This window comes from Cupriavidus sp. PB-02 (genome assembly GCF_058252315.1).
In genome coordinates this window covers 188660-201181 of sequence record NZ_CM177694.1, presented here as the reverse complement: position 1 = coordinate 201181, position 12522 = coordinate 188660, and the positions used below count along the sequence as shown (strand labels likewise).

Sequence of the window (12522 nt, the reverse complement as noted above, 5' to 3'; positions counted from 1 at the left end):
CGCAGGTGACGAGTACGGGAGATGGGCCGCGCCAATTGCATGACAAAAAGCATGCATGGCGGGCGGATAGGTCGACTCGCCTCCGTGCGAAACCACGGATCAGCGAGCGCCGTTGAAGACAGTCCGAGCCTGGCGGATGGCATGGGGCGGCTTTCCCGCCGGCCGGGCAATGTGCTCTGCCCTGGCCCCATCCGTTGCAACGCTCCTCGGAGTGGCGGTATTGTAGCGTGCCCGGCTGCCTTGCGCACCGGCGATTTGCCTGCGCGCCTGCGCCGGCTCCCCGATTCCCTTCCCAGATGATCTCAACGCCACCCCGCACCCTGACCATCGCCGGTTCCGACTCCGGCGGCGGCGCCGGCATCCAGGCCGACCTGAAGACCTTTTCCGCGCTGGGCTGCTTCGGCATGAGCGCCATCACCGCGATCACCGCGCAGAACACGCTGGGCGTGACCGGCGTGCACGCCATTCCGGCCGACATGGTGGCCGCGCAGATCGACGCGGTGGCCAGCGATATCGGCGTCGACGCGGCCAAGACCGGCATGCTCGGCACCGCCGCCATCGTCGAGGCCGTGGCCGCGGCGGCGGACCGGCATGGCATCCGCAAGCTGGTGGTGGATCCGGTGATGATCTCGACCTCGGGCGCGACGCTGTCGGACGACGCCACCACGCAGGCGATGGTGCGGCTGCTGTTCCCGCGCGCGTTGCTGGTCACGCCCAACCTGCCCGAGGCCTCCTACCTGCTGGGCCGCAAGATCACCCGCCGCGCCGAGATGGAGCAGGCTGCCGCCGACCTGATCGCGATGGGCTGCCCCGCCGTGCTGCTCAAGGGCGGCCATCTGGAAGACGATGGCCCGGCCAGCGGTGCCGGCGGGCTGGACGACTTGTTGATGCTGAAGGACGGCACGGTGCGCGTGTTCACGCATCCACGCATCGATACCCGCAACCTGCATGGCACCGGCTGCACGCTCGCGGCGGCGATCGCGTCGCAGCTGGCGCGCGGCGATGCGCTGGAAGTGGCGGCCGGCAAGGCGCTGGACTACGTGGCGCAGGCTATCGCGGCCGGCGCCGGGCTGCGGCTGGGCAGCGGGAACGGTCCGCTGAACCACGCTTTCGCGCCGCGGGCGCTGGGTTGAGGGCCACATGACGATGCTGACCGATATCGACCTGCGCAGCGATCCCGAAGCCGCCTTCTACCTCAAGCATGAAGTCGTCGACGTGGTGTTCGCCTCCGAAGCCGGCGAGCTGATCAGCCGCGAAGGCCCCAACCGCTACCGGCCGGGCGACGCGCTGATCACCAGCCGCACCGGCGATCGCTGGTGCGTGTCGCGCGACCGCTTCGACCCCAAGTACGAAGCCGTGCCGCCGCTCGCGCACGGCCAGGACGGCGCCTACCGCAACAAGCCGATCCCGGTGCTGGCGCGCGAGATGCACGATGCCTTCAGCATCGAACGTAGTGCCGGTGGCGACGTGCTCCATGGCAAGCCGGGCGACTGGCTGATGCAATACGCGCCCGGCGACTTTGGCATCACCGAGCGCGCAAGGTTCGAACAGGTGTACCGGCCGCTGCAGGACTGAGCGGCCGGCCTTCAGGAAGGGATCAGTTGCCGCCGCTGGACAGCGGCACCAGCTTGAACGCGGCCCGCGCCACGCACACCACGGTGCCGGCCGCATCCTTCACTTCCCCCTCGCAGAATGCGATGCGTGCGCCACGGCGCAGGCAGCGCGCCTCCAGCGTCAGCTCGCCGCGCGCGGCGGCCAGGAAGTGGGTCGACATGTCGATGGTGATCACGCCGGTTTCCGTGGGCGCATGTGAGCGCGCGGCACCACTCAGCGTGAAGTCCAGCGTCGCCATCAGCGTCCCGCCATGCACATCGCCACGGCTGTTCACCAGCTGCGGGTGCGCCGGCAGCCGCGTGCGGCAATAGCCCTCCTCGATAAGCTCCGGCTGCAGGCCGAAATAACGCATCAGCGGGACGTCGATGCCGAAGTAGGGCTTCTCGAGCGTGCCGGGCGCGGCGGGGATGATTTCGGCGGAGGGCTGGGAGGACATGGTCGGGATGGCGGGGATGGTGGGCGGGGAATGCTGCCTGCCATCATAGCGGCGGGCTGCCGCTCGGTTTTGGCGGCTGGGCGAATGTCGCACAAATCTTGGCGCTAGCGATACACGTTCCTGCGGTTCCCAAGACGCAGCACGACAACAGTGATGCGCGCGTCTTCGATCTGGCAAATCAAGCGCCAGTCGCCGACCCGGTATTTCCGGTATTCGCCAAGCTCGCTGCCCTTCAGGGCTTCGCCAAGCGAGCGGGGGTCGGCGGATGCCGCGACCCGCTCGCGCAAGAACGTAACAATACGCCTGGCGACCGGGCGGTCCAGTTTGGCAAGTTGTTTCTCTGCCGTTTGCGTGATTTCAATCCGCCAGGCCAAGCCGCGCCTCCAGCTCATCCAGCGTTACCGTGGATTCCTCGCCGGAGCGAACACGCGCGGCAACCTTGTCTGCCAGATACAGGTCTTCAAGGTCATCCAGGTGCTGCATGATGGCCTCACGCGCATAAAACGTCTTGGTGCGGCCGGTGCGTTTGGCAAGGACTTCCAGGCGTTCTTCGATGTCCTCGGGTAGTCGGATGGCGAGCATCGCAGCCCCTCCAAAGTGATTGCTATACAAGTATAGCAACGATGGGGTCATGCCGTCAGAATACCTGCCGCATCGCCACCCGCTGCCGCAATCCCGCCGCCCGTTGCGCCGCCAGTGCATACGCCAGCAGCGGACAAAGCTCCTCATCGCGCAACTGGCGAAACCCCAGCGATGCATAGAACGGCGCATTCCACGGCAAATGCGCAAACGTGGTCAGGTTCAGCGAGCGCAAGCCACCCGCCCGCGCCCAGACCTGCACCGCCCCAACCAGCGAGCGCCCGATGCCGCGGCGCCCGTGCTCCGGGTGGACATCCATTTCATCGAGATAACCGCACTCGCCTTTGCTGCTGGCCAGCGCAAAGCCGGCCAGTGCGCCGCCGCGCTCGGCCACCCACAGGCGGCGTTCGCGCTGCGCGGCTGCAAGTGCCGAAGCCGGTGTGCTGACCAACCGCAGCAGCGCCGGCAGGTCGGCATCCGGGAACAGCGCCGCCGCGGCCAGCTCGATCTCGGGCAGGCGCGGCAGGTCGTCTTCCACCGCCAGGCGAATGCGGGGCGCGGCGGCGGTCGGCGCCATCGCGGGGCGGCGCTCAGGCGGCCGGGAACAAGCTGACCAGGTGAGCCACCGCGGCCGGCACGTCGTCGGCTTCGGTCACGGCGCGCACCACCGCCGCACTGCCGACGCCCACCGCCAGCACTTCGCGCATATTGGTCGCGTTGACGCCGCCGATCCCGACCAGCGACGGGATCACCGGCTGCATCAGCTTCACATAGGCGCGGAAGCGGCCCATGCCTTGCGGCTGGGTCGGCATCACCTTGGTAGTGGTCGGGAAGATCGCGCCCAGCGCCAGGTAGCTCGGGCGGATCGCGGCCACGCGCAGCATCTCGGCGTAGCCGTGGGTGGAGACGCCCAGCCGCAGGCCGGAGGCACGGATCGCGTCCAGGTCGGCGTCGTCCAGGTCTTCCTGGCCGAGGTGGATGCCGTAGATGCCGCTCTGGTCGCCGCCGTTGGCCGCGCGGTAGTCGATCGCGGCCTGCCAGTGGTCGTTGATGAACAGGCGCGAGGTCGACCCCCGCATGGCCTTGGCAGCGCGCGCGATCTCGGCGCGCACTGCGGCGGAGTCATCCGACTTGAAGCGAAGCTGCACCGTCGGCACGTTCAGCGGTGCCAGCCGCTCGATCCACTCGGCAGTCGGCACCACCACGTACAGACCCAGCGCGGGACACGGCACGAACGGGGCGGCCGTTTGCTCCGGCGCCACCAGCGCGGCATGCCGCACGTGCGGGAAGCGGGCAAAGTCCGACGGCCAATCGGCCGAGCCTGGCTCCCAGGCGCGCGCCAGGCACAGTGCGTCATGCGCGGGGAAATGCAGCGACAGGCTCGCCAGCAGCACCGCGACGAACGCGGGCGAATGCGGCTGGTCGGTGTCCGCGGTGACAGAGAACACCCATGTGCCCATCGGCGAGCGCACCGTGTCGATCCACTGGCCGCCTTCGCGGTCGGTCTCGAGCAGCGTGGCGCCGCTGGCGGCGACGCGTGCGATCACGTCCTCGGTGGCTTCGCCGTCGGACAGCAGCACGTCATGCGCGCCCGGCTGCGCCGGGGCATCTTCCAGACGCCAAGCCTGCCAGGGCTTGTCGTCGACGCCGAAGGTCTCGCCATAGTGTTCGAGCACCGCCGCACGCAGCGGGCCGTCACTGGCGGCATGCACGGGGCGGCGCGTCATGCCCGCTGCTCCGTATCCGCATGCCAGAACGGCATGCCGACCACCGGCGTGCTGGCCTGCGCGACCTCGCGCTCGGGCATCGGCCCGGCCAGATAAGCAGTGCGACCCGCTTCCACGGCCTGCGCGAAGGCGCGCGCCATGTTGACCGGATAAGCGGCCTGCGCCACGGCAGTGTTCAGCAGCACGCCGTCGTAGCCCCACTCCATCACCTGCGCCGCATGCGACGGCAGGCCCAGGCCGGCGTCAACGATCAGCGGCGTGTCCGGCAGCCGCTCACGCAGCACGCGCATAGCATGCGGGTTGACCGCGCCGCGGCCGGTGCCGATCGGGGCGGCCCAGGGCATCAGCGCCTGGCAGCCAACGTCGAGCAGGCGGCGGCACAGCACCAGGTCTTCGGTGCAGTACGGCAGCACCTTGAAGCCTTCCTTGATCAGGGTCTCGGCCACGGCGGGCAGGTTCAGCGTGTCGGGCTGCAGCGTGTAGTCGTCGCCGATCAGCTCGAGCTTGATCCACGGCGTTTCGAAGACCTCGCGCGCCATCATCGCGGTGGCGATGACCTCCTGCGCGGTGAAGCAGCCGGCGGTGTTGGGCAGCACCGGCACGTTGAGCGCCTTGAGCATCTGCCAGAAGGCCTGGCCGCCTTCGCCATTGCCGACCGCGCCCTGGCGGCGCAGCGCGACGGTGATCATGGCGGGCGTCGACGCCTGCACGGCCGCTTCAAGCGTGGCCGGCGACGGATAGCGCGCGGTGCCCAGCAGCAGGCGCGAGCCGAACGACTCGCCATACAGCACGAACGGGTCGCGCAAGGTTTCGGAAGGTTCGAATGTCATGGGTCAGCCTCCCGTTACGGGTTGCACGAGGTCGATGCGGTCGCCGGCCGCAAGGGGGGTGTTGGCGTGCGCGGCGCGCGGCACGAACTGGCCGTTGACCGCCGCGGCAAAGGGGGGCGCGATCTGCGCCGCGGTCACCGCGTCCGCCAGCGTGGCGGATTCGGTAAGCGCGAGCGGTCGGCCGTTGAGCAGGATTTCCATGTCAGTCATGCGTTAGTGCAGCAGCCCGGCGGGCGCGACCATGGTGGCTGCGGGCGCTTCGGTGACCGCCTCGATCATGCCGGGCCAGCGCAGCGCCGCCGGCACCGCATGCGCGGCGGGATCGCCCTTGAGCAGCGCACCGACCACCGCGCACGCGGCCTCGGTCACCGCCGGCGCGATCAGGAAGCCGTGGCGGTACAGGCCGTTGACGCGCACCACGCGCGCACGCTGGTCGACGCGGATCGCCGGCAGGTGGTCGGGCCGTGTCGGGCGCCGCTGCACGTTCAGTTCCAGCACGCGCGCCTCGCCAAAGGCGGGATGCAACGAATGCGCCGCCGACAGCAGTTCCAGCGCGGAACGCACGCTCATCGGCGATTCGTCCTCGCTTTCCAGTTCGGTGGCGCCGATCACGTACAGGTCGTTGGGCTTGGGCGCGATATAGATCGGATAGCGCGGATGCAGCAGCCGCACCGGCCGGTGCAGCTTGACGTCGGGCGCATGCACGCGCACCACTTCGCCACGCAGGCCGCGCAGGCCCGGCTTGTCGCCGCCCGGCTGCGCAGGCCAGGCCGAGCGCGCGCCCAGGCCGCGGCAATCCAGCACCACGTCGGCACGGATACCGAGCGTGGGCAGCGTCGCGGCATCGACTTCGCCGGCTTCCCAGACGCAGTGGACGCCTTCGCTGACCGCGCACGACAGCAGCGCGCGCAGCACGCCGCGGTTGTCGAGCTGGCCTTCGCCCGCGAGCAGCAAGCCCTGCGGGAAACGGCCCGCCAGCGCGGGCTCGACCTCGCCCACACCCTTGCCATCCAGCACGCGTAGCCGCTGCGCCACCAGTTCCGGCGGCGCCACCGCGCGCATGCGGCTGGTGAACAGCGACATCTCGCCGCGGTCGCGCGCATGCCAGACCACTAGCGTGCCGTCCTCCTGGAAGAAGACCGGCTCCGGCAACTCGGCCAGCCACGCGCGCCACAGGTCGACGCTGGCGATACCCAGGTCGACGATGCGGCGCTCGGCAATGGCCGACTCCGCCAGCGGCGCGAGCATGGCCGCTGCCACATAGGCGGCCGAGCCCGCGCCGTCCGGACCGGCCCGCTCCACCAGCGCCACGCGGGCGCCGCTGCGTACCAGTTGCCAGGCGGCCAGGCGGCCGGCTAGACCGGCCCCGAGGATGGCGACGTCAAACGACTGCACTGCTGTCATGAGGGGTGTTTGTGCCGGACGGGGCGTGCGGCCGCGCCGGCCTCCTTGTTGTCGGTGCCGCCGCGCGAGGCGCTGCGCGGCGGCGAAACACGAGCGGGCATGGGTGCGAAGCCATGCCCGTACTGCCTGTCACTGCCTTACGAGTAGATCTTGCTGCCTTTCTTCAGGAACTCGATCGACTTCTCTTCCATGCCCTGCTTCGCTTCCTTGGGCAGCGAGGCCGCGTAGTCGCGCACTTCCTGCGTGATCTTCATCGAGCAGAACTTCGGCCCGCACATCGAGCAGAAGTGGGCGATCTTGGCGCCCTCGGCCGGCAGCGTTGCGTCGTGGTACGAGCGCGCGCGTTCCGGATCGAGGCCCAGGTTGAACTGGTCTTCCCAGCGGAACTCGAAGCGTGCCTTGGACAGCGCGTTGTCGCGCAGTTGCGCGCCGGGCCAGCCCTTGGCAAGGTCGGCAGCGTGGGCCGCGATCTTGTAGGTGATGATGCCTTCGCGCACGTCTTCCTTGTCCGGCAGGCCCAGATGCTCCTTGGGCGTGACGTAGCACAGCATGGCGGTGCCCATCCAGCCGATATTGGCCGCGCCGATGCCGCTGGTGATGTGGTCGTAGCCGGGGGCGATGTCCGTCACCAGCGGTCCCAGGGTATAGAACGGCGCCTCGTAGCAATGCTTGAGTTCTTCGTCCATATTGGCCTGGATGCGCTGCAGCGGCACATGGCCCGGGCCTTCGATCATCACCTGCACGTCGTGCTTCCAGGCCTTGGCGGTCAGCTCGCCGAGCGTGCGCAGTTCGCCGAACTGGGCATCGTCGTTCGAGTCGGCGATGCAACCCGGACGCAGGCCGTCGCCGAGGCTGAACGACACGTCATAGGCCTTCATGATCTCGCAGATCTCGTCGAAGTGCGTGTACAGGAAGTTTTCCTTGTGGTGCGCCAGGCACCACTTGGCCATGATCGAACCGCCACGCGAGACGATGCCCGTGACGCGGTCGGCGGTCATCGGCACATAGCGCAGCAGCACGCCGGCGTGGATGGTGAAGTAGTCCACGCCCTGCTCCGCCTGCTCGATCAGCGTGTCGCGGAACATTTCCCAGGTCAGGTCCTCGGCGATGCCGCCGGTCTTGTCCAGCGCCTGGTAGATTGGCACCGTGCCGATGGGCACCGGCGAATTGCGCAGGATCCATTCACGCGTTTCGTGGATGTGCTTGCCGGTGGACAGGTCCATGATGGTGTCGGCGCCCCAGCGGATCGACCACACCATCTTTTCCACTTCCTCGGCCAGCGACGAGGTCACCGCCGAGTTGCCCAGGTTGCCGTTGATCTTGACGCGGAAATTGCGCCCGATCGCCATCGGCTCCAGTTCGGTGTGGTTGATGTTGGCCGGAATGATGGCGCGGCCCGAGGCGATTTCCTGGCGCACGAATTCCGGCGTGATGTCTTCCGGACGCAGCGGCAGGCCGGCGCCCAGCGCGTTGCCGGGGTGCTGGCGCAGCAGCGCCTTGTATTCGGGCTTGTCGTACAGCGCCTGCAGGTTCAGCGACTCGCGCAGCGCCACATACTCCATTTCCGGCGTGATGATGCCCTTGCGCGCATAGTGCATCTGCGACACGTTGGCGCCGGCCTTGGCGCGGCGCGGGTTGGTCAGCTGGGCAAAGCGCAGGTGCGCGGTGGCGGGATCGTTGGCACGGTCGCGGCCGTATTCCGACGACAGGCCCGGCAGCACTTCGGTGTCGCCGCGCTCGTCGATCCACTTGGCGCGCAGCGCAGGCAGGCCGGCCTTCAGGTCGATGTGCACGTCCGGATCGCTGTACGGACCCGAGGTGTCGTACACCGGGATCGGCGGATTCTGCATCTCGCCCTTGTCGGTGCGCGTGGAGGTCTGCAGGATGGTGCGCAGCGGCACGCGGATATCGGGGCGGCTGCCCGTCAGGTAGGTCTTGCTGGAAGCCGGGTAGGCGAATTTCTGGTCGAGGTCGCTTTCGAGCGATTCGAAGGAAGCTGCGGGGGCAGTACGGGCCATGGGTGTCGTCCTCTCTCTTGCGGGGTGGACGAAACCAGGAGCCCTGTGAGCGCTGCCTCGGCCTGGGGCCGGTGTAGCGAGTCCCGGAGGGACAAGAGACTTGGTCTTGTGAAACTTCCCACGCCGGTACTAACCGGATCGGGTTCGAAGGGACTCTCTCAGCCGCACGGCCCATCCGTACGGCACCCCTGTTTCATCCAACGGGGTGAATTTAAGCACAAGCCCCCGGCAGGCGCCACCCCTAATTCGGTCGCAACTGACGTGCGCCAACGTATCCAATGCGCCATGCTGCAACGCGTCATGCGGCTTGCGCCGCAGCCAAGGGCATCCCCCGGCACTCAAACGCTTGTTACGTGCTCTACCATGCAGTAAGACCGTGTCCATCTTCCATGCCGCCATGACCGAAGCTGCCACCCACCGCGTGTTCAACCAGGTGCCCGATCTCGTGCACTACAACCTGTTCGCCACCGATCCCGCCCTGCGCGGTGCGCTGGCGCGGCTCGGCGGCGACTGGCACGCCGATGCGCTCGGCCAGTTCGGCGCGCGCCTGGGCGAGCCGGAGGTCCAGCAATGGGCGGCGGACGCCAACCGCTACACGCCCGAGCTGCATACGCACAGCCGCACGGGCGAGCGCATCGACGTGGTGAGCTTCCACCCGAGCTGGCATGCGCTGCTGTCGCTGCTGCGCAGCCAGCAGTTGCAGTCGCTGCCCTTCGCGCAGCCGCGCGCGGGCGCGTGGGCGGCGCGCACGGCAGGCTACTTCCTGCAGGCGCAGGTGGAATCAGGCTCGCTGTGCCCGCCCACCATGACCCTGGCGAGCATCCCCGTGCTGCGCAAGGAAACCGCGCTGTTTGCCGAACTGGAGCCGCGGCTGTATTCGGCCGAACACGATGCGCGCGACCTGCCCTGGCGCGACAAGACGGCGATCATGATCGGCATGGGCATGACTGAGAAACAGGGCGGGTCCGACGTGCGCGCCAATACCACCGTGGCGCGCCCGGTGGGCGGCGAGGGCCGCGGCGCGGAATATGCGCTGACCGGCCACAAGTGGTTCTTCTCCGCGCCGATGTGCGATGCGCACCTGGTGGTCGCGCGCATGGGCGCCGAAGACGGGCCGCTGTCGTGCTTCTTCGTGCCGCGCTTTCGCGATGACGGCAGCAAGAACCCGATCCTGATCCAGCGCCTGAAGGACAAGCTGGGCAATCGCTCCAACGCGAGCAGCGAGGTCGAATTCCGCGACGCCACCGGCATCCTGATCGGCGAGGAAGGCCGCGGCATCCCGACCATTATCGAAATGGCCACCAGCACGCGGCTAGACTGCGTGATCGGCAGCGCCGCGATCCTGCGCGCGGCCTTCGTGCAGGCGTTGCACCACACGCGCCACCGCAGCGCCTTCGGGCGCCTGCTGGCCGACCAGCCGCTGATGCGCAATGTGCTGGCCGATCTGGCGCTGGAAGCGGAAGCAGCCACGCTGATGATGATGGAACTGGGCCACGCCTTCGAGCACGCCGACGACGATCCGCTCGCCGCCGCGTGGAAGCGCGTGGTCACGCCCGCGGCCAAGTTCTGGGTGTGCAAGCGCACCCTCGAAGCCACCGGCGAAGCGATGGAGGTGTGGGGCGGCAACGGTTATGTCGAGGAAGGCCCGATGGCGCGGCTCTATCGCGAGGCGCCGGTCAATTCGATCTGGGAAGGCTCGGGAAACATCATGTGCCTGGACGTGATGCGCGCGATTCAGCGCAATCCCGACGATGCGGCGCGGCTGCTGCACGACCTGTCGCGCCGCGCCGGCGGCCATCCCGCAGTGCGCGCGGAGCTGGCCTCGCTGCAGGCAATGCTGCGCGAGGCGCCGGAGCATCTCGAAACGCATGCGCGCCGCTTTGCGCAGGGCCTGGTGCTGACCGCGCAGGCGGCGCTGATGCTGGCGCATGCCGATACGGAGAACGCTGAGCTGTTTGTCGCCAGCCGGCTGGGGCGGCAGCATGGGCGCGTGTTCGGCACGCTCGACAGCGACGCCGATACGCTTAAGCGAGTGTTCTCGCGCGGCTTCGAAGGTTAGCGCTGCACGCGGGTATTCACGCCTCCATCGACTCCAGTACCCGCAACATCACCCGCGGCGCGTAGCGGATCAAGTCGTGCGCGCGCTCACCGATCATGATCGCCGGCGCATTGGTATTGCCGCCGATCAGCGTCGGCATGATCGAGGCGTCGACCACGCGCAAACCCTCCACGCCGCGCACGCGCAGCTGCGGATCGACCACCGCCATCGCGTCCATGCCCATGCGGCAGGTACCCACCGGGTGGTAGATGGTATCGGCATGCTCGCGGATCATCTCGCGCACGTCGGCGTCGTCGCTGCCATCGGCACGCAGGTGGGCGGAATACAGTTCGCGTCCGCCGAAGCACGCCAGCTGCGGCTGCGCGAAGATCCTGCGCACGATGCGCACGCCGGCCACCATGTCGTCCAGGTCGCGCACATCGCTCAGGTAGCGCGGGTCGATCAATGGCGCGCGCCGGATATCGCCCGATGCCAGGCGCACCTCGCCGCGGCTGCGCGGGCGCAGCACGCAGACGTGACAGGAATAGCCGTGGCCGCTGTTGAGCTTGCGCATGTGGTCGTCGGCCATGCCGACCACGAAATGCAGCTGCAAATCGGGCTCGGGCAGGTCCGGGCGGCTGCGCAAAAAGCCGCCCGCCTCGGCGAAGTTGCTCGACAGCATGCCGGTGCGCTCGCGCCGGTAGCGCAGGATTTCCGAGAACAGCCGCGCCAGCCCGCCGAACGACACGCCGAACAGTTCGGGCGCCGCCACGCGCTTGTGCAGGATGACGTCGAGATGGTCCTGCAGGTTGGTGCCCACGCCGGGCAGGTCGTGCACGACGCCGATGCCGAGTTCGCGCAGCTGCGCCGCGGGGCCGACGCCCGACACCATCAGCAATTGCGGAGAGCCGAACGTGCCGGCGCAGACGATCACGTCGCGGCGCGCGCGCAGCAGGTGCTGGCGACCGTCGCGCGCGACCAGCACGCCGGCCGCATGGCGGCCTTCGAACACGATACGCAGTGCCTGCGTGCCGGTCAGCACATGCAGCCGCGCGCGACCGCCGTTGCAGGCCTTGTCGCGCACGTTGCCGCCGTGCAGGTAGGCGCGCGCCGCGTTCCAGCGCTCGCCCGCGTGCTGCGTGACCTGGTACCAGCCCACGCCTTCTTGCTCTTCGCCGTTGAAGTCGTCGTTGCGCGGGAAGCCAGCCTGCTGCGCGGCTTCGATAAAGCGTTCGCCGAAGGGGTTGGGGCTGCGCAGGTCGGAAACGTGCAGCGGGCCGTTGCCGCCGTGCAGCGGGTCGTCGTCGCTGCCGGCCAGGCGCTGGTTGCATTCGGCCCGGCGGAAGTACGGCAGCACGTCGTCCCATGACCAGCCGTCGCAGCCGGCGTCGGCCCACGCGTCATAGTCGGCGGGCCGGCCGCGCGTGTAGATCATGGCGTTGATCGACGACGAGCCGCCCAGCCCGCGCCCGCGCGGCTGGTAGCCGCGGCGGCCGTTCAGGCCGGGCTGCGGCACGGTCTGGTACCCATAATTGCGCGCGCCGGCGCGCGGCAGCATCGCGGCTGCCGCGGCGGGTGTTCGTACCAGCACATGGTGATCGTGGTGCCCGGCCTCGAGGAGGGCAATGGTGTCGTCGCCGCTGTCGGCGAGCCGTCCGGCCAGCGCACAGCCCGCCGAGCCCGCGCCGACGATGACGAAGTCATAGGTGGTTTCCATCTGTCTCCCCGCGAGTCCGCAGGCGGCGCGCATGCGTGAGCCGGGCGGGGCCGGACTGACCGGCCGCGCGCGCCCTGTCCGTCCAGCGGATGGCAAGCCGTGAGATTCAGTGTAGACGCTGGCCGCAGGGGTGGAGAAGGACAGTAGGGATGACCCGCG

13 protein-coding genes and 2 riboswitches are annotated in these 12522 nt (G+C 68.8%); of the genes, 3 read left to right on the top strand and 10 right to left on the bottom strand.

The annotated features are described in order from the left end of the window. Window positions 1-97: 97 nt before the first annotated feature. Window positions 98-214, bottom strand: a riboswitch (S-adenosyl-L-homocysteine riboswitch). Window positions 215-296: 82 nt separating this feature from the next. Together thiD and AC10V3_RS00985 are read left to right on the top strand one after the other, a co-directional pair. Next, entirely contained in the window at window positions 297-1133 is an 837-nt protein-coding gene (thiD, locus tag AC10V3_RS00990) for a bifunctional hydroxymethylpyrimidine kinase/phosphomethylpyrimidine kinase (RefSeq protein ID WP_051369669.1), read from the top strand. Between the two features lie 7 nt (window positions 1134-1140). Beyond that, entirely contained in the window at window positions 1141-1575 is a 435-nt protein-coding gene (locus tag AC10V3_RS00985) for a PGDYG domain-containing protein (RefSeq protein ID WP_022533302.1), read from the top strand. Window positions 1576-1597: 22 nt separating this feature from the next. Here the strand turns inward: AC10V3_RS00985 and AC10V3_RS00980 are convergent, their stop codons facing one another. The 9 genes from AC10V3_RS00980 to thiC form a co-directional block, all read right to left on the bottom strand. Continuing rightward, on the bottom strand, window positions 1598-2050 hold the full coding sequence (locus AC10V3_RS00980) for a PaaI family thioesterase (RefSeq protein WP_041680921.1): 453 nt from the start codon (window positions 2048-2050) through the stop codon (window positions 1598-1600). 104 nt (window positions 2051-2154) lie between these two features. Beyond that, window positions 2155-2424: a type II toxin-antitoxin system RelE family toxin gene (locus tag AC10V3_RS00975; protein WP_022533300.1), complete on the bottom strand. Its 270-nt coding sequence runs from the start codon at window positions 2422-2424 to the stop codon at window positions 2155-2157. After that, on the bottom strand, window positions 2408-2632 hold the full coding sequence (relB, locus tag AC10V3_RS00970; RefSeq protein WP_041680920.1) for a type II toxin-antitoxin system RelB family antitoxin: 225 nt from the start codon (window positions 2630-2632) through the stop codon (window positions 2408-2410). The genes AC10V3_RS00975 and relB overlap by 17 nt, the downstream gene beginning before the upstream one ends. Before the next feature lie 55 nt (window positions 2633-2687). Then, a complete protein-coding gene (locus tag AC10V3_RS00965) occupies window positions 2688-3206 on the bottom strand; it encodes a GNAT family N-acetyltransferase (protein ID WP_022533298.1) in 519 nt (172 codons plus the stop codon). Between the two features lie 13 nt (window positions 3207-3219). Continuing rightward, on the bottom strand, window positions 3220-4356 hold the full coding sequence (locus tag AC10V3_RS00960; RefSeq protein WP_022533297.1) for a thiamine phosphate synthase: 1137 nt from the start codon (window positions 4354-4356) through the stop codon (window positions 3220-3222). Continuing rightward, window positions 4353-5186: a thiazole synthase gene (locus AC10V3_RS00955; protein ID WP_022533296.1), complete on the bottom strand. Its 834-nt coding sequence runs from the start codon at window positions 5184-5186 to the stop codon at window positions 4353-4355. Before AC10V3_RS00955 ends, AC10V3_RS00960 begins: the two co-directional genes overlap by 4 nt. Window positions 5187-5189: 3 nt before the next feature. Then, window positions 5190-5387: a sulfur carrier protein ThiS gene (thiS, locus tag AC10V3_RS00950; RefSeq protein ID WP_041681209.1), complete on the bottom strand. Its 198-nt coding sequence runs from the start codon at window positions 5385-5387 to the stop codon at window positions 5190-5192. A gap of 12 nt (window positions 5388-5399) precedes the next feature. Then, window positions 5400-6590 carry an FAD-dependent oxidoreductase gene (locus AC10V3_RS00945; protein WP_022533294.1) on the bottom strand — a complete coding sequence of 397 codons (1191 nt, stop codon included), beginning with the start codon at window positions 6588-6590 and terminating at the stop codon, window positions 5400-5402. A gap of 137 nt (window positions 6591-6727) precedes the next feature. Then, window positions 6728-8608, bottom strand: coding sequence for a phosphomethylpyrimidine synthase ThiC (gene thiC, locus AC10V3_RS00940; RefSeq protein WP_022533293.1), 1881 nt, complete (start codon window positions 8606-8608; stop codon window positions 6728-6730). Between the two features lie 98 nt (window positions 8609-8706). Then, a riboswitch (TPP riboswitch) is annotated at window positions 8707-8808 on the bottom strand. Window positions 8809-9005: 197 nt separating this feature from the next. On the opposite strand from thiC, the gene AC10V3_RS00935 reads away from it, so the two are divergent. Next, window positions 9006-10667, top strand: coding sequence for an acyl-CoA dehydrogenase family protein (locus AC10V3_RS00935; protein ID WP_454752554.1), 1662 nt, complete (start codon window positions 9006-9008; stop codon window positions 10665-10667). Between the two features lie 16 nt (window positions 10668-10683). Here AC10V3_RS00935 and AC10V3_RS00930 read toward each other — a convergent pair whose 3' ends face one another. Then, entirely contained in the window at window positions 10684-12363 is a 1680-nt protein-coding gene (locus AC10V3_RS00930) for a GMC family oxidoreductase (RefSeq protein WP_022533291.1), read from the bottom strand. Window positions 12364-12522 lie beyond the last annotated feature (159 nt).

Excerpts from the sequence above, each read along its gene's own strand:
- thiD (WP_051369669.1), top strand. The coding sequence starts at position 297 with ATGATCTCAACGCCACCCCGCACCCTGACCATCGCCGGTTCCGACTCC.
- AC10V3_RS00985 (WP_022533302.1), top strand. The coding sequence starts at position 1,141 with ATGACGATGCTGACCGATATCGACCTGCGCAGCGATCCCGAAGCCGCC.
- AC10V3_RS00980 (WP_041680921.1), bottom strand. The coding sequence starts at position 2,050 with ATGTCCTCCCAGCCCTCCGCCGAAATCATCCCCGCCGCGCCCGGCACG.
- relB (WP_041680920.1), bottom strand. The coding sequence starts at position 2,632 with ATGCTCGCCATCCGACTACCCGAGGACATCGAAGAACGCCTGGAAGTC.
- AC10V3_RS00965 (WP_022533298.1), bottom strand. The coding sequence starts at position 3,206 with ATGGCGCCGACCGCCGCCGCGCCCCGCATTCGCCTGGCGGTGGAAGAC.
- AC10V3_RS00960 (WP_022533297.1), bottom strand. The coding sequence starts at position 4,356 with ATGACGCGCCGCCCCGTGCATGCCGCCAGTGACGGCCCGCTGCGTGCG.
- AC10V3_RS00955 (WP_022533296.1), bottom strand. The coding sequence starts at position 5,186 with ATGACATTCGAACCTTCCGAAACCTTGCGCGACCCGTTCGTGCTGTAT.
- thiS (WP_041681209.1), bottom strand. The coding sequence starts at position 5,387 with ATGGAAATCCTGCTCAACGGCCGACCGCTCGCGCTTACCGAATCCGCC.
- AC10V3_RS00945 (WP_022533294.1), bottom strand. The coding sequence starts at position 6,590 with ATGACAGCAGTGCAGTCGTTTGACGTCGCCATCCTCGGGGCCGGTCTA.
- thiC (WP_022533293.1), bottom strand. The coding sequence starts at position 8,608 with ATGGCCCGTACTGCCCCCGCAGCTTCCTTCGAATCGCTCGAAAGCGAC.
- AC10V3_RS00935 (WP_454752554.1), top strand. The coding sequence starts at position 9,006 with ATGACCGAAGCTGCCACCCACCGCGTGTTCAACCAGGTGCCCGATCTC.
- AC10V3_RS00930 (WP_022533291.1), bottom strand. The coding sequence starts at position 12,363 with ATGGAAACCACCTATGACTTCGTCATCGTCGGCGCGGGCTCGGCGGGC.